Source organism: Sneathiella sedimenti (genome assembly GCF_017313765.1).
Lineage (GTDB): Bacteria > Pseudomonadota > Alphaproteobacteria > Sneathiellales > Sneathiellaceae > Sneathiella > Sneathiella sedimenti.
The window spans coordinates 98,467-115,041 of the sequence record NZ_JAFLNC010000005.1 but is presented as its reverse complement, the minus strand read 5'-3'; the positions used below and the strand labels follow the sequence as shown (position 1 = coordinate 115,041).

The window sequence follows — 16,575 nt, the reverse complement described above, 5'->3', positions numbered from 1 at the left end:
AGGTAATTCAGTAGCTTGATTAGTTTTGTGAATCTGGCAGATCAAGAGTTTTGTCGCGTAACCAGTAGAGTACAAGAGTAGCGTAACCAGTAGCGTAAAGCGTAAATTTACGATGAGTAAGGGTTGGAAAGTGCAGCGTATCCGCACTTTCAGGATTGCTAAACCTATTTGTCTTACTCCCTTTTAAAAGAGCATGTCTCCGGAGGCATGCTCTTTTTTTATGTCCAGGTCGTTGCAAATCCCTTGCGCTTAAGGTTCTGGGTAATCCCGCGGGGCTTCCGCCTCGTCTCGATATCGGGTTGAGGTTTGCCAAAATACCAGCCCTGACCATATTTAACGCCCAGGACATTGAGGACGTGAAGCTGGTCCTTCGTTTCGACCATTTCGGCAATCGTTCCGATACTCAGTTCCTGACACAGCCGCGACAGGGCTTTCAGGATGGCCGCGTCGCGTTTGGACGTCAGGACCTCCTTGATATAGGAGCCGTCAATCTTGATATAATCAACCGTCAGCGAGCGGATATACTGGAAAGAGGCGGAACCGGAGCCCATATCATCGAGGCTGATTTCCATTCCCGTTGACCGCAGGGACCCGATAACCTTGTCCGCGCGTTCCAAATCCTTGATCTGGCTGGTTTCTGTAATTTCCAGCCCGATACTCTCGCGAATTTCATCATTATCACGGAAAAGCGTGACCAGGCTCTCGATAAAGATATCTGAGTCCAGGGAGTTTCCCGAAACATTAATCGCCAGTTTAGGAAGAATATCGCCGCGCTTCTGTATTTCCAGCAACTTGTCCTTGACCTTTTTGGCGACGCCGAGGTCCAAATCCTGGATAATGCCGGTTTCTTCCGCGAATACGACCGGTTCATAAGGCGATTCCCCGTCCTTAAAACGGGAAAGAACTTCATAATGATGGAGTTCCTTGTCTTCGATCGTCACAATAGGCTGATACACCAGCTTGAATTTGTAATTCTGGAATACCGATTTAAGCGCCAACATGCGGTTCATCGTTTTTTCCAGGCGGTTGTCCATTCCCTCAGCCAGCGATTTGATATTGAACTCTTCCGTATCACTGTCGACAAAACGGTTGATCACATACATCAATGCCTGTGTCGCGTTATTGGCAGACAAGGTCCCTTTCAGGAGGTCAACCGTGCTGCTTTGTATGGAAAAATTGCCCTTGGGGTCTACTTCCTTGCTGAGTTCGGATATTTTTTCCTCAAAGTCCTTACCATCGATCGATGCACTATGGACGACACCATATTTGTCGCCATCAAGTCGACCGGCAGAGTCGCCACCGAGAGAGTAACGGCGCAGGATAACGCCGATTTGGTCAAGGAAATTACCCACTCCATCTTCGCCGAGCCGTTCCTGCAGGTCCGACAGGCCGTTCAATTGCAGGAGCGTCAGTTCTGTTTTCTGTCCGGCTTCGGCTGCCGTGGCCATCTGGCTGTCGGCGAGTTTCAGGAAGTCCGTCCGGTCCAGAAGGCCGGTTTCGCTGTCACGGTGTTCGCTACTTGGGCGTGCCGCTGCCATGGCGGAGACGGTTAACGCAAGAAAGATATGCTCATGATTGCGGGGAAGTTTACAGGCACCGACGGTGACAGAGACTTTGGTGTTGGCCATTCTCGCGACGACCGGCGTAATGCGATCTCCGACCTTCATGGTCTCGAGAATATGGGTGAATACACTTTTATCCTGTTTTGCAACCACATCGACGAAGGGCATCCCCTTAAGGTTCGCCATATCCACACCCGTCAGCCCTTTTGCGGCGCCGGAGGCAAAAACGACAACGCCATTGTTGTCCAGTTCGATGAGCAAATCGGCCGCAGCAAAGGAAAAGGCAACGAACCGTTCCTTGTCATTCCGCAGATTTTCTAGTTTGTTGTCCTGAGTCACCTTGAACCCTTTTGGTTAATCGCAATTTACAATAACCGTCGAATTATTAACAAATCAGAAAAATACCGGGAATTTGCACAAAAAAACCCGCCACTGGGCGGGTTTTTCGTCACTCACGCCTGTAGGCGTATTATTCTTCCGGTTTTGGCTGCGGCAGGACGGTGCGGATATGAAGTTCCCGCAGGTTCTTGAGCGGCACTTCGGCCGGTGCCTGCATCATCAGGTCCTGTGCCTGCTGGTTCATCGGGAACAGGATAACCTCACGGATATTCGGTTCATCGGCCAGCAGCATGACGATACGATCAACACCCGGGGCGATGCCACCATGCGGCGGGGCGCCGTACCGGAAAGCATTCAGCATGCCACCGAAGCGATCTTCCACCACTTGTGCCTCATATCCGGCAATCTCAAAAGCCTTCATCATGATATCGGGGCGATGGTTCCGGATGGCGCCGGAAGAAAGCTCGATCCCGTTGCAGACGATATCATACTGATATCCCTTGATCTCCAGCGGATCCATGGATTCAAGCGCTTCCAGCCCGCCCTGTGGCATTGAGAAGGGGTTATGGCTGAAGTCGATCTTTTTCTCATTCTCGTCATACTCGAACATCGGAAAATCAACAACCCAGCAGAAGCGGAAGACATCCTTTTCGGAAATGTCCAGCTCTTCGCCAATCCGGACGCGCGCCTTGCCGGCAAGATCGGCGGCGCCTGCCGCCTTGTCACAGGCGAAGAAAACGGCGTCCCCCTCACCTACACCAGTAATCTCGCGGATCTTGGCGATGCGTTCCTCGTCGAGGTTCTTGGCGATCGGGCCCTTGGCCTCCCCTTCCTTGAAGATGATATAGCCGAGGCCGCCGGCGCCTTCTTTCCGGGCCCAGTCATTCATCTTGTCAAAGAAACTGCGCGGACGATCGCCGGCACCGGGTGCCGGTATTGCCCGGACGATGGAACCGGCGTTGATCGCCTTGGCGAAAAGGCCGAAACCAGAGTCAGTGAACGGTTCCGTCACGTCACTGATAATGATCGGGTTGCGAAGGTCCGGCTTGTCGGTGCCGTATTTCAGCATCGCTTCCTCAAAGGGAATACGCTCGAACGGCGTCACGACCTTGCGATCCCCGGCGAATTTCTGGAAAACCCGGGTCAGCACCGGCTCAACCGCGGCGAAAACATCTTCCTGCGTCACGAACGCCATCTCGATATCGAGCTGGTAGAACTCGCCCGGGCTGCGGTCGGCGCGGGCATCCTCATCGCGGAAACAGGGCGCAATCTGGAAATACCGATCGAAGCCGGACATCATGATCAGCTGCTTGAACTGCTGCGGCGCCTGCGGCAGGGCATAGAACTGGCCCGGATGCAGCCGGCTCGGCACAAGGAAGTCGCGCGCGCCCTCTGGTGAGGAGGCCGTCAGGATCGGGGTCTGGAATTCCTGGAATCCCTGGCCCAGCATCTGGTTGCGCAACTCGGCAATAATGTTGGAACGCAGCACGATATTCTGGTGCAGCCGCTCGCGTCGCAGGTCGAGATAGCGGTGACGCAGGCGAATGTCCTCGGGATACTCCTGCTCCCCGAAAACCGGCATGGGAAGCTCCTCTGCCGCGGACTGCAGCGAGAATTCCTCGATATCCACCTCGATCGCGCCCGTCGGCAGGTTCGGATTGATCGTGTCCTCGCTGCGGGCAACCACTTTCCCCGTGACAGTAATGACGCTCTCGGAGCGCACGCTTTCCACCGCGTCAAAGTTGGCGACGTCATGTTCGATCACACATTGGGTGATGCCGTAGTGATCGCGCAGATCAACAAACAGGAGATTGCCATGGTCGCGCTTGCGATGAACCCAGCCTGACAGCCGGACGGTTTTTCCAACATCACTCTCGCGCAGTTCCACGCAAGTATGGGTTCGGTAGCTATGCATCGATACTCTCTTAAATCTTCGGGACCCGCCTTGGGCCGGATTTGACAATGAGCGCTTGTATTACATGGTTTTTGGCCAATCGCCAACCTTCCTTTATCGAGAATTATCGGCTATCTTGCGAAGAATAGAGCTTTGCAATGTAACAAGTAGCGTTTGGGTGCCCCCGGACGTGTTTTTGTTGGGAAAGGGCACATAAGTGCAATGCAGATAATAACAACAACCGAAGACCTTGAGGAACTTGTTTCAAGGTTTGAAAAGTACCCCTATTTCACGATTGATACGGAGTTTCTCCGCGAGAGCACCTTCTGGCCGATCCTCTGCCTGGTACAGATGGCGACGGACGATGAATCGGCTATTCTTGACCCGATGGCCAAGGGCATTGATCTTCAGCCCCTCTTCCGCCTGTTGCAGAACGAGAAGGTGTTGAAGGTCTTTCATGCCGGACGGCAGGACCTTGAAATTTTCCATCACATGTTTGGCGAGGTGCCGAAACCCATTTTCGATACACAGGTTGCGGCGATGGTCTGCGGATTTGGCGAATCCGTCGGATATGACACGCTGGTCTCCAAAATTACCGGGAAATCCATCGACAAATCCTCCCGCTTTACCGACTGGTCCCACCGGCCGCTTTCTGAACGGCAGCTCACCTACGCGGAAGCGGATGTTACACATCTCCGGGATGTCTATAAATTCCTCGCGGGAAAGCTGAAGGAACGTGACCGCGAGGAGTGGGTGATATCGGAAATGGAGATTCTACGCTCCCCCGAAACCTATTATATTCCGCCGGAAAATGCGTGGTTGCGGATCAAGGCCCGCAATCATCACCCGAAATTCCTGGGTGTCTTGCAGGCCGTCGCCGCCTGGCGGGAGCGTCAGGCACATAGCCAGAATATACCGCGCAACCGGATCCTCCGTGATGAGGCGTTGCTCGAGATTTCCTCCAACCCGCCAAAGGATGCGGGGTCCCTCTCCCATGTGCGGGGGATCGGCACTAAATTCGCGGAAGGAAAAATGGGGCGCAGCCTGCTGGAGGCGGTCCAGGAAGGGGTGAACCTTCCCCCCGATCAGGCACCTCGACTTAAAAAGAAAACACCGCCCCAAAAGGGAATCGGACCGTTAATGGAACTCTTGCGCGTGCTGCTGAAGCTCCGTTGCGAGGAGAATGAGGTCGCGCAGAAGCTGGTCTGCAACATGGCCGATCTTGAGAAGATCGCGGCCGAAGACTCCGCCGATGTCTTGGCCCTCAAGGGCTGGCGTCGCCGGGTATTCGGCGAGGACGCCCTGAAACTCAAAAATGGCGAGATTGCCCTCTCGTCAGAAGGCGGGAAAATCAAGATTATTAATCTGGAATAATCTCGATCGCCGACTCAAGTTCGAGGTTGGAAGCCAACGCCTCGAACTGATTGGTGACGTGATGCCCGACCAGTGGCGCGAGCGCCGCCGGGATGTTCAAGGTTATGGTCGTTTCCGAGATATCCAGCCGGGTTTGCGAGAGAATCCCGATGGTTCCGCCACTCAACGTGTGGGAAAGCCGGAGCCCGAGGCCGATGGTAAGCGCGTTCTTTGCTTCCTCATCCGTGAGCAGGCGCAGGCTGTCATCGGTCGCCGGCCCGGAAAAGTCCCCTTTATAGCGGGCATAGACGGACAGCGCGACCATGGCGCGTCCGCGATGGCCAATGCCGTTAAAGGGCGCGCGGAAAATCCGCCGGAAGGCCTGGGCCGCCCGATAGTCGGAATTGGCCCACCAGGCAATATCGGAAAGTGTCGCGGCGGCGAGGGTCAGGCGTTTGCCTTTTTCGTCCACTGTTTCCATCAGATCATGCAGCCAGGCATAAATCTCCTCGCCATGTTCGGCGAAGCGTCCTTCCGCGGCCGCCATGTCGCGGCAGGCATCAAGCAGTGGGTCGCGGCGACGGACAGATTTCTTCAGCTCTGAGAACAACATGCCTTCCCGCAGGCCGTTGCCGGAAAAGATGATATTGGCCGGCTCCGTCTTCATCAACAGTTCCTGCATGATGATGGCCGCGGTATGCATGGTGTTGGCGCGGGACTTGGGAATGCCGTTGGCGTTGTAGAGTTCCTCGATCGTCATGCCGAGAATTTCATCGAGAAGCTCGGTCATCTCCGCCTTGGTAAGGCGATAGTTATGAATAATATTCAGCGGATGATTGGTCTTGAAGATATGATACCGGGCTAGGACGCGCCAGGCACCACCAACAGCATAGAAATCCCGCCCCGAAAGGTCTTCAAGCCAGTCTGCCTTGGCGAATTTCTTGTTGATCAGCTTGCGGAGTTTTTTCTCCGGCATGTCCATGTAGGAGAGGCGCAGGGCGCCGAGGGGGAGTGTTGCCGTTTCGTGAATTCGGAAATCCGAGATTTCCACCAGTTCCAGACTACCACCGCCGAGGTCTCCGGCAAGACCGTCGGCGTGGGGGATGCCTGAAAGGACACCCAACCCGGAATAACGCGCCTCCTGCCGTCCGCTCAGTACCTGCACATTCAGGTCGCATTGCTGCTCGATCTCGGAAACAAATTCGGAGCCATTCTCCGCCTCGCGGACGGCCGCCGTCGCCGCGACCATCACCCGGTCAATTCCCATATGATGGACGAGCGCGGCGTAGCGCCGGAGCGCGGCAAGCGCATCCGCCATGGCCTTGTCACCCAGACGCCCGGTCGTGCCCAGTTCCTTGCCCAGACCGCAGAGGACCTTTTCATTAAACTTGGGGAGTGGTACCCGCTGGGGACCATCAAAAACGACTAACCGGACCGAGTTCGACCCGATATCAATGATAGCAGTAGAGCGATCCGACGGCTTGACTGCTGGATCCAGCTCTCTATCCCGATCTTCCATGAAACCCTTACACCTGGAATACGAAAACCTAAATTTCTAGCTTGGTGGTACAAGCTTGGGTACAGGTTCCTTTACAAGCAAAGCCTTGCCACGTCCAGATAAAGACGGGTTCGTCATGAAATAATTATGCGCCGAGAAGGGTTCTCCCGCGACAGAAATACGCTCATACTCCCCGTTTTCCAGGAGTTTCCAGCTCTGCAGATTGTCTTTGAGGCACACCACCATGATCTGGTCGAGAACCTGCCGGTGGATCGTCTCGTTGGTGACGGGCACGAGGGTTTCGACCCGCCGGTCGAAGCTGCGCTGCATCCAGTCGGCCGAGGAAATAAAGACTTTCGCCTTGTCCGACGGCATTTTATGGCCATTGCCAAAACAAACAATCCGGGAATGCTCAAGGAATCGGCCGACAATGCTTTTTACCTGGATATTTTCCGACATGCCCTTGATGCCGGGCCGCAGGCAGCAGATTCCGCGAATAACAAGGCGGATATCGACACCGGCGTTACTGGCCCGGTAAAGCGCATCAATGATTTTCGGATCGACAAGGGCATTAAGCTTGGCCCAGATTGATGCTGGCCGGCCGGCGTTTGCGTGCTCGATTTCCTCCTCGATCATATCAATCAGAGAGTTTCGCAGGCTATACGGCGAGAGGGTCAACTTTTCCAGTCCTTTCGGCTTGGCGTATCCGGTCACGTAATTGAACATCAAGGTGACGTCGGTCGCGAGCTGCGGATCGGTTGTGAACATCGAGAGGTCGGAGTAGATCGTCGCGGTAATCGGGTGGTAGTTGCCGGTTCCGTAATGCATGTAGGTCTTGAGGTTCTGGCCTTCGCGGCGAACAACGACGGATACCTTCGCATGGGTCTTCAAGTCGATAAAGCCATAGATGACCTGGGCCCCTGCCCGTTCCAGGTCGCGTGCCCAACGAATATTCGCCTCCTCGTCAAAGCGGGCTTTCAGCTCAATCAGCGCGGTGACGGACTTACCGGATTCCGCTGCCTCAATCAGGGCCTTGATGACCGGGGAATTCGTCGAGGTCCGATAGAGGGTGTGCTTGATGGCGACCACGTTCGGGTCCGCCGCGGCCTGCCGCAGGAACTGAACGACCACGTCAAAACTCTCATAGGGGTGATGAACGATAAAATCCTTGTTGCCAATGGCCGAGAAGATATCACCGCCCGCGTCGCGAACCCGCTCCGGATAGCGGGGCGTATAGGGCATGAAACAAAGATCGGGCCGGTCGGCGGTAATCAGCTTGGCCGTATCCGCCAGCCCCAGAAGCCCATCGCTGATAATCAGTGCGCGTTCGTCAAGATCGAGTTCCTTGATGAGGTAATCGACAAACTGCTGCGGCATTTCCTTGTCGACCTTGAGGCGAATCACGCTGCCCCGGCGGCGGCGTTTCAAGGCGCTTTCAAACAGACGGACCAGATCCTCCGCCTCTTCCTCGACCTCCATATCGCTGTCACGGACGATGCGGAATATTCCCTTGCTTGCCACCTTGTAGCCGGGGAAGAGATGATCGAGGAACAGGATCACAATATTTTCAAGGCTGATAAAGCGGATTTTTGATCCCGGCAGGCGAACAAATCGGTCGAGGGCCTGCGGCAGGAGAAGCAACGCTTTCAGGTTACGCTCCGAGTCCTTGCGGACAAGTTCCAGAAACAGCCCGAAACCGAGATTCTGGATAAACGGGAATGGATGCGCCGGATCGAGGGCCATCGGCGTCAGGACCGGATATATCTGCCGCTTGAAATAATCCTCCAGCCACACCCGCTCCTGCTTGGTCAGTTCCTTTGGGGACAGGAGGGAAACCCCTTCCTGACGGAGTTCCTTGGTTAGCCGGTTCCATTGCAGGGTCTGCTCGGCCATCAGCCTGTTGGCCTTGCGGTCCACCTCCTCCAGCTGCTGCGCCGGGGTGAGTCCGTCATCGCTGAGGGTCTTGATGTTGGCCTTGATCTGGCCCCAAAGGCCGGCCACACGTACCATGTAGAATTCGTCGAGATTTGCCGCGGAGATCGACAGGAAGCGAAGCCGTTCAAATAATGGATGGGCCGTATTCGCCGATTCCTCCAGAACCCGCCAGTTAAACGACAGCCAGGAAAGCTCCCGGTTGATAAAGCGTTCCGGGCTGCTGAGGAGGTCTGTCGCGGTGGAAACCGCAGGTTCAATATTTGTCGACATCGTTAATTCTGTTCCATTCGCGGCTATCATTCCCAATGAATGATATAGGACTTACATCAACAAATTATGACAATATGCATGCTTTATCGGCGTATTTTCCTTTTTTTAGACGCGAAAGCTTATTGCACCTTCGTCCAGGTCTGGGTCTTGCAGAACATTACGACACACCCTTTTACCTCTAGCGTATCGGGTTTCACCAGGGTCATGGAGGAGGAATAGGTCTTGCCGTCCTCCGGGTTGTAGATCGTGCCGTCGTCCCATTCATTGTCGCCGTCCGGAACAAAACCCTTCAGGATTTCCAGGCCGTTAATAGGCTGGCCGCGCAGATTGACATCCTCGTTCTTGATGTCTGTCTTAGCAATTTTCTTATCCGTCAGCGGCTCCTTAAGCCAGATAATCTTGCCGCATAGCTTGTCGCCGCAAGGTTCTATTTTGACGTGGCTTTTTCCTTCAACGGTTGACCAGACGCCGGTGACTTCCGCGCGGGCCGTTGTCGCAGTGAAGAAAACCGCGACCAGAAGGCTCAGGACTGTAAAGGAATATCGCATGAAATATTCTCCGGCTGATTAAGCGTCCTATAATGTACCCGGGAACGCGCCACCATCCAATAATATATTCTGGCCGGTGATATAGCCTGCCTTATCGCTGCAGAGAAAGGCGCAGGCCGCCCCGAACTCTTCCGCCGTGCCAAAACGCCCCGCGGGATTGCCGGCGGCGCGTTCTTTGCGGATTTCCTCAATGGAGCGGCCGCTCGCCTTGGAGACAGCCTCGAAATTACCGCGCAGGCGATCCGTATCGAAAGGTCCCGGCAACAGCGCATTGATGGTCACGTTATCGACCACGGTCTTGCGGGCAATGCCGGCGACGAAACCGGTCAGCCCTGCGCGCGCGCCATTGGACAGACCGAGAATGTCGATCGGCGCCTTCACCGCGCTTGAGGTGATGTTGATAATGCGGCCGAACTTGCGCGCCCGCATCCCGTCAACCGTGGCCTTGATCAGCTCGATCGGGGTCAGCATGTTGGCATTCAGCGCCTTCTGCCAGTCATCGAGGGTCCAGTCATGGAAATCGCCGGGAGGTGGGCCGCCGGCATTATTGATCAGGATGTCCGGCTCCGGGCAGGCTTCCAAAACTTCCGCCCGTCCGTCCGGCGTGGTGATGTCGCCCGCAATCGCCTTCACCTCTACCGACGACTGCGCGCGGATATGATTGGCGGTTTCCCCCAATGTGCTTTGGGTTCTTGCGGTAATCACGAGATTAACACCTTCGGCAGCCAAGGCCTCCGCACAGCCGCGTCCCAGTCCCTTGCTGGAGGCGCAGACAATCGCCCATTTCCCTGAAATTCCTAAATCCATTATTCTACCCTTGCTCTTCCTTGAAGACTTCGCGGAGCAGCGAAATCGTTATTTTTCGTTTTTCGGCAAGCGCGCTGTTATCGAGGCGCATCACAAAGCGCCGGGCCGCGGCAAATGACCGTTCCAGGCGCTGAACGATATATTGGACGACATCCGGCGTGACGGCAAGCTGCCTGTCGGAAAAAAGCTTCACGACGAGTGCTGCAAACAGCGCATCATCGGGTTCGTCAATGCGGGCGATGGGCACCGTCCCGAGGCGGGAGGAGAGATCGGCGAGCGTCAGGCCCCAGGCGCCCGGCGGCGCGGTCGCGGTGAACAGCAGGCTGCCGCCCTTTTCCTGCACAAGATTGAACAGATGAAACAATATCTCTTCCCTCAGCCCCGGCCCGGTATTTTCAATAACCAGCGGTCCGGCCGCGAGGCGGCTGATGTCCTCTATGCCGAGGTGGTCAAGCTGGTGCGCGTCGATTATTACGGCGTCATTCCGTGTCTGCCAGACATGGGCGAGATGGGTCTTGCCGGACCCGGACGGCCCCACCAGAAGAAGGGACCGCATCGGCCAGTCGGGCCATTTATCGATCCAGGCCACCGCGTCCTCATTCGCCGGTGTCACCAGGAAATCTTCCCGGCCCGTGGCGGCGCGAAACTGGAAATTCATTGGAATTTGAGCGGGCTGCATCTTAATCCTCTGGTGCACTGTCCGGATCGACCGGTGGCGGCGCGCCATAGAGCGGGCTTTGCAGATACTGGTCAATCGCAAAACGGCTGAGGACCCCGACCACGGCCGCCATGGGGATGGCTATCAGCACCCCGACAAAGCCGAACAGGCTGCCGCCCGCGAGCAGGCCGAACATGACCCAGACCGGATGCAGCCCCACTTTTTCGCCCACCAGATTGGGGGTCAGCACATAGCCTTCGAGGATCTGCCCGACAACGAAAATAGCCCCGACAATGCCGATCATGAGGGCATCCGGCCAGAACTGGACCAGCGCCACCCCGACGGAAGCGACAAAGCCGATAATTGCGCCAACGAAGGGAATGAAGGAAATCAGGCCGGTCACAATCCCGATGACCAGTCCGAATTCAAGGCCTGAGGCCATCAACGCGATCCCGTAATAGATAGCAAGCAACAGGCACACCGTCGATTGACCCCGCACGAAGCCGGCTAGCACATCGTCAATCTGTCCCGCCAGCATGCGAATCTGTCCTGCCTTTTTGCGTGGCAGCCAGCTGTCGATCCGGTCAACGATATGGTCCCAGTCCCGGAGGAGATAAAAGGCGACCACCGGGGTAATGACCAGGAGCGTGACCATGTTGACCACCGCGAGCCCGCCGCCGACAATGTTTTTCGACAGAGTGCCGAGCCCCTTGACCACCTCGCCCATATACTGGCCGATGGTTTTCTTGAACTCCTCGCTCTGCTGGTACGCCGGGATATCGACAAACCGGTCGATGATCGGCAGGAAGAAGTCATGCAGGCTCTGGTAATATCCCGGCAGATTGTTCAGAAGGCCGAGGAACTGCTCGATAATGACCGGCACCAGAAGCATAATGATGAGAATGGCGAGGATCACGAACAGGCCGATAATGATCGCCGTGGCGGCCGTCCTGTTCAGACCCGCATTTTCCATCCGGTCCGCAACGGGATCGAGAAAATAGGCCACCGCCATGCCAAGCACGAATGGCAGCAGAATATTACTGAGCAACACCAGAAAAATGATAAAGACAACGAGGGCAATGGCCCAGAATCTCATATGTTGCTTCAACGTCATGTGTTCTGTGCCTTCTCGCTATTCTGTCGTGACCATTGCAGGATATAGGTTAGCCCTGAAAGCACTGTCGTCAATGCCACGATATAGACAATAAGTTCAATTGCGTCGGCGTATCCCGTCTGCAACCCCTTGTCCCCAAGGACGATCGCCGCCAGGATAATCTGGCAGAAGGTATTCAGCTTGCTGAGCATTGACGGCACGATGGCCAGTTTCAGCGCCAGCAGGAAGGACAGGAGGATCGCGCCGACGATCAGGATATCGCGACTGACAACGAGGATGACAAGCCAGCTTGGCAGGTCCTGCTGTATGCCCAGCGTGACATAGATGGAGACCAGCAATATCTTGTCCGCGAGAGGATCAAGATAGGTGCCGAGCGGTGTTACCAGATTGAACTGCTTGGCGATCAGACCGTCAAGCGCGTCAGAAACGCCGGCCACCAAAAATGCAATGAAGGCGGCGTACATCTGGTTGGCGAGGATCAGCCAGACAATAACCGGCACCAGCATCATGCGAATCAGTGTAATCGTATTGGGAATATTCAAGCTTGAGTCCAAACCCTGATTTATTAAATAAACTCAATAACTGAACAGCTATTTTTGATTGAGTGTCCAATAGCCGCCCTGATCCACCAGCGCAAGGTCCAGCTGGGCAAGCGCCGTAATCAACTGGTCCATCTCGCCAACAAAGGTAATATGCCAAAACGCGCTCTCGACCGTGAGATCCTTGACCTTTGTGTTGTTGACGGCGGCAAGTTTCGTGACCTTATCCTGCAGGGCGAGCCAGTCCGGCAGGCTGGAAATTCTGGTGGTGACAGCGAGGGTGTTCTCGACACTGAAATCAAGAACATTCTGCCGTTTCCAGTCCTCCTGTATCCGCGCCAGCAAATCGAAGACGACGCTTTGCATCAGCCCTTCCTCATCCTCGCTTCCCTTGTAGGTCTGCTCAGCTGCCGGTGCCGTCTGGCCAACCACGTTCCGGGTCACGTCAAGCAGCAGGGTCCCGTCCGCATCGGTGCGCAGGCGCGCGCTGATGACCTGGACTTCGGCGGCCCCATGATCTTTCCGCAGCTTTTCTAGCGCGGCCGTATCCATGGCCAACGCCTGCCGGGCGGTAATGGTCTTCATGTCCTCAACATTGCCGGCCGGGACAATGACCGGGCGCAGCAGTGGTTGGGCCCAGGCATCGCGAAGGCTGTCCGGTTCCTGTGGGCGCAATCCATAATCGATAATATCTACCCAGACCGTTCGCCAGGGATTGGGGTAATCCCACAGATTGGCGCGGTCATCGACCAGGAAGACCGGCAGGACAACGACCGGCTTGCCGATGGATTCGGAAAAAGGCAGCATATTGGCGCGCAGCAGCCTGCGGATATCGTCGCGCTTGAACTCATAGGTCAGGTCCGCGAGATAGCGTTTTGCCGAGGTGCGCTCATTGGAGACCTGAAAGGATGCCACCATGGGCGTAATCGCCGCCTCATCCAGAACCGGCAGGCTGGCGTAGTACGGTTCGGGGACCAGACGGCGCAGCAGGGTGTCGAGCGCCCGTTTTTGGCCGTTCTGCACGGCAATTGTCCGGGCCGCCGCGGCCGAAGAGGCTGATTCATCCACGGCTATGTCCCGCACCACGTAAAAATTATCCGCGGCATGGCTTACGGAAACGCTGCCCATCAGGCAAAAAACCATAATTACCGAGGCGACGACGCGCGAAAAGATTGGAAGCTGCTGTGTATCCATCATTGCAAACCACTGGAAAAAAAGTATGTTGGCCCGATCATAGTCATAAATTCGGGTGCAGCATAACTTATGAAGACCGATAGCTCCAAAAAAAGTTACAGCTACAAGGATGCAGGTGTCGATATTGTGGCCGGTACCTCACTGGTTGAGGCCATAAAGCCCCTCGCCGCCGCCACCCGGAGATCCGGCGCAGACGCGGATTTGGGCGGTTTTGGCGCCATATTCGATCCCCGCGCGGCAGGGTTCAAGGACCCGCTTCTTGTTTCCGCGACGGATGGCGTCGGGACCAAGCTGAAAATTGCCATCGACATGAACCGTCATGATACCGTCGGCATCGATCTGGTGGCCATGTGCGTCAATGACCTGGTCGTGCAAGGGGCGGAACCGCTCTTTTTCCTGGATTACTTCGCGACCGGTGGTCTTGATGTGGCGGCGGCGCGCGATATCGTCGCGGGCATCGCCGAGGGCTGCAAACAGGCCGGATGTGCGTTGATCGGCGGCGAGACAGCGGAAATGCCGGGCATGTATGCCAAGGGAGACTATGACCTCGCGGGCTTTACCGTCGGTGCGGTGGAACGCGAACAGCTTCTAAAGGCCGACAATTTGCAGGAAGGCGATGTGCTGCTTGGCCTTGCCTCTTCCGGTTTGCATTCAAACGGCTTTTCGCTGGTACGCAGAATTGTCGCGGACTTCAATCTCGACTATGCGGCCCCCGCCCCGTTCGATGAGACGATTACGCTCGGCGATGCGCTGATCGAGCCGACGCGGATCTATGTGAAAAGCTGCCTTGAAGCGGTGCGTGCCGGCCATATCCGCGCCCTCTCCCATATCACCGGTGGTGGCCTGTATGAGAATATTCCGCGCGTGCTGCCCCGGCAGCTGGCGGCGCAGATCGATATCAACGGCTGGTCCCTCCCGCCGCTGTTCAAATGGCTCGCGGAGCTCGGTAATATCGCCCCGCGCGAGCTTGCCACAACTTTCAACTGCGGTCTCGGGATGGTGGTTGTCGTGCCGGCCGACCGGGCCGATGCCGCCGCGGCGATGCTGACGGCCGCCGGCGAGACAGTCTACCGGGTCGGGGAACTCATCGCCTGCGATGACGGCGCGGAACAGGTCATCATTAATGGGTTGGAAGAAAATTGGCAAAACTGAAAGTAGCGGTCTTTATCTCGTCAAGGGGGACCAATATGCAGTCCCTTGTCCGGGCGTGCCAGATGCCGGATTTTCCGGCCGAGATCACGTGCGTACTCTCCAACAACCTTGAAGCCGCCGGGCTGAAGTTCGCCGCCGAGAACAGCATCCCGACGCGCACGATCGATCATCGCGATTATAGTGTCCGCGAGGAATTCGAGGCGGAAATCACGCAATATCTGACGGATTTGAATATCGACCTGATTTGCCTCGCCGGGTTCATGCGGTTATTGACTGCGGATTTCGTCAACCGCTGGCGTGACCGCATTCTCAATATCCATCCGTCCCTGCTTCCGGCGTTCAAGGGATTGCATGTGCATGAGCGCGCCATCGAGTCCGGGGCACGGTTCACCGGCTGTACCGTCCATTACGTCCGCCCGGAGATGGATGACGGGCCGATTATCGCCCAGGCCGCCGTTCCGATCCTGCAAGAGGATACGCCCGAAGACCTCGCCGCGCGGATCTTGGAACAGGAACACAGGGTTTACCCGCTCGCATTAAGGCTAGTCGCCGAGAACCGGGTAAAAATCCATGGCTCCCGTGTAATTATTGAACGCGCGGAGGAAGAATCCCATTCCCTTATCAACCCGAAGCTTGAAGCTATCTAGACCCGTCGCCTGGGTTGGGCTTGCAGTGCTATGTCTGCAGGCTTGCGGATATCTGGAATTGCGCTAGGATCGTATCCCATGACGGGAGATACGAGAGAAATTGCGACCGAACGGCGCAATGTCGATACTTTCAAGCTGGCTGTGCACCGCACGGAACTTGCCAATCGCCGCACCTTGATGGCCTATGTAAAGACCGCGATTGCGCTTTGCGCCTCGGCGGTTGCGCTCCTCAAGTTTCTCGACAGCCGCTGGCTAAGCCATATCGGCTGGGTCCTGCTCGCGCTTGCTGTCGTGACGCTGTTGATCGGCTTTGCCGACTACCGCCGGGTCCGGAAATCCATCAATGACGAAAAGCGCGACGGCGGGCTGTAACCTGGCTTTGCGCATGAAAAAAGCCGGAGGCGCCAGGCGCTCCGGCTCTTGTTCGGGATCACGCAGATTAGCGTGAGTAATATTCGACGATCAGGTTCGGTTCCATCATCACCGGATACGGCACATCGGCCAGTTTCGGGATCGCATTGAAGGTTCCCTTCATGGCCTTGTGGTCAACGTCGATATATTCCGGCACATCCCGTTCCGGGCTGTCAACGGATTCGAGGACCAGCGCCATCTGCTTAGATTTCTGGCGAACTTCAATCACATCACCTGGCTTCACCTGGTAGGAGCCGATGTTGACCTTGCGGCCATTGACCATGACATGGCCGTGGTTGACGAACTGGCGTGCCGCGAAAACAGTCGGCACGAATTTCATGCGGTAGACGACAGCGTCAAGACGCCGTTCCAGCAAACCGATGAGGTTTTCGGAAGTATCGCCTTTAAGGCGTGTGGCTTCTTCGTAGAGACGGCGGAAGCCCTTCTCTGTGATGCTGCCGTAGTAGCCTTTGAGTTTCTGCTTCGCGCGGAGGTGGATACCGAAGTCGGAGATTTTACCCCGGCGACCCTGGCCATGCTGGCCCGGTCCATATTCGCGGCGGTTAACAGGGCTTTTTGGGCGGCCCCAGAGGTTCTCGCCCATGCGGCGATCGATTTTGTATTTCGCTTGAATGCGTTTGCTCATTTACTTGA

The 16,575-nt window shown here is 56.1% G+C and carries 15 protein-coding genes; 4 read left to right on the top strand and 11 right to left on the bottom strand.

Translation table 11 applies throughout. The features are described 5' to 3' along the window. Window positions 1-218: 218 nt before the first annotated feature. Window positions 219-1,901, bottom strand: a complete 1,683-nt coding sequence (locus J0X12_RS14585; RefSeq protein ID WP_207047116.1) for an EAL domain-containing protein — start codon at window positions 1,899-1,901, stop codon at window positions 219-221. A gap of 130 nt (window positions 1,902-2,031) precedes the next feature. Beyond that, complete coding sequence (gene aspS, locus J0X12_RS14580; RefSeq protein WP_207047114.1) at window positions 2,032-3,816, bottom strand: aspartate--tRNA ligase; 1,785 nt, start codon at window positions 3,814-3,816, stop codon at window positions 2,032-2,034. Between the two features lie 201 nt (window positions 3,817-4,017). Between aspS and rnd the strand changes: the two genes are divergently transcribed. After that, the gene (rnd, locus tag J0X12_RS14575; RefSeq protein WP_207047112.1) at window positions 4,018-5,169 is read left to right on the top strand and encodes a ribonuclease D; all 1,152 of its coding nucleotides are present in this window, start codon (window positions 4,018-4,020) and stop codon (window positions 5,167-5,169) included. Here rnd and J0X12_RS14570 read toward each other — a convergent pair. From J0X12_RS14570 to J0X12_RS14535, 8 genes are all read right to left on the bottom strand, one after another. After that, entirely contained in the window at window positions 5,156-6,667 is a 1,512-nt protein-coding gene (locus J0X12_RS14570) for a Ppx/GppA phosphatase family protein (RefSeq protein ID WP_207047110.1), read from the bottom strand. The genes rnd and J0X12_RS14570 overlap by 14 nt on opposite strands. Window positions 6,668-6,703: 36 nt before the next feature. Then, the gene (locus tag J0X12_RS14565) at window positions 6,704-8,851 is read right to left on the bottom strand and encodes an RNA degradosome polyphosphate kinase (protein WP_207047108.1); all 2,148 of its coding nucleotides are present in this window, start codon (window positions 8,849-8,851) and stop codon (window positions 6,704-6,706) included. Window positions 8,852-8,970: 119 nt separating this feature from the next. After that, the gene (locus J0X12_RS14560; RefSeq protein ID WP_207047106.1) at window positions 8,971-9,399 is read right to left on the bottom strand and encodes a DUF2147 domain-containing protein; all 429 of its coding nucleotides are present in this window, start codon (window positions 9,397-9,399) and stop codon (window positions 8,971-8,973) included. A 27-nt stretch (window positions 9,400-9,426) separates the two neighbouring features. Further along, the gene (locus J0X12_RS14555; protein WP_207047104.1) at window positions 9,427-10,206 is read right to left on the bottom strand and encodes an SDR family oxidoreductase; all 780 of its coding nucleotides are present in this window, start codon (window positions 10,204-10,206) and stop codon (window positions 9,427-9,429) included. Window positions 10,207-10,210: 4 nt separating this feature from the next. Beyond that, window positions 10,211-10,885 carry an HdaA/DnaA family protein gene (locus J0X12_RS14550; RefSeq protein ID WP_207047102.1) on the bottom strand — a complete coding sequence of 225 codons (675 nt, stop codon included), beginning with the start codon at window positions 10,883-10,885 and terminating at the stop codon, window positions 10,211-10,213. 1 nt (window position 10,886) lies between these two features. Further along, on the bottom strand, window positions 10,887-11,978 hold the full coding sequence (locus J0X12_RS14545; RefSeq protein WP_207047100.1) for an AI-2E family transporter: 1,092 nt from the start codon (window positions 11,976-11,978) through the stop codon (window positions 10,887-10,889). Next, window positions 11,975-12,520, bottom strand: coding sequence for a CDP-alcohol phosphatidyltransferase family protein (locus tag J0X12_RS14540; RefSeq protein WP_207047098.1), 546 nt, complete (start codon window positions 12,518-12,520; stop codon window positions 11,975-11,977). Before J0X12_RS14540 ends, J0X12_RS14545 begins: the two co-directional genes overlap by 4 nt. 48 nt (window positions 12,521-12,568) lie before the next feature. Further along, the gene (locus J0X12_RS14535; RefSeq protein ID WP_207047096.1) at window positions 12,569-13,714 is read right to left on the bottom strand and encodes a DUF2066 domain-containing protein; all 1,146 of its coding nucleotides are present in this window, start codon (window positions 13,712-13,714) and stop codon (window positions 12,569-12,571) included. Between the two features lie 66 nt (window positions 13,715-13,780). On the opposite strand from J0X12_RS14535, the gene purM reads away from it, so the two are divergent. The 3 genes from purM (at window position 13,781) to J0X12_RS14520 (ending at window position 15,882) form a co-directional block, all read left to right on the top strand. Then, window positions 13,781-14,863 (top strand): phosphoribosylformylglycinamidine cyclo-ligase, encoded by a 1,083-nt coding sequence (gene purM / locus J0X12_RS14530; RefSeq protein ID WP_207047094.1) that lies wholly within the window; start codon window positions 13,781-13,783, stop codon window positions 14,861-14,863. Beyond that, window positions 14,851-15,510, top strand: a complete 660-nt coding sequence (gene purN, locus J0X12_RS14525) for a phosphoribosylglycinamide formyltransferase (RefSeq protein ID WP_273543433.1) — start codon at window positions 14,851-14,853, stop codon at window positions 15,508-15,510. The genes purM and purN overlap by 13 nt, the downstream gene beginning before the upstream one ends. A gap of 78 nt (window positions 15,511-15,588) precedes the next feature. After that, window positions 15,589-15,882: a DUF202 domain-containing protein gene (locus tag J0X12_RS14520; RefSeq protein WP_207047090.1), complete on the top strand. Its 294-nt coding sequence runs from the start codon at window positions 15,589-15,591 to the stop codon at window positions 15,880-15,882. Window positions 15,883-15,949: 67 nt separating this feature from the next. On the opposite strand, the gene rpsD is transcribed toward J0X12_RS14520, so the two are convergent. Next, a complete protein-coding gene (gene rpsD / locus J0X12_RS14515) occupies window positions 15,950-16,567 on the bottom strand; it encodes a 30S ribosomal protein S4 (protein WP_207047088.1) in 618 nt (205 codons plus the stop codon). Between the last annotated feature and the right edge of the window lie 8 nt (window positions 16,568-16,575).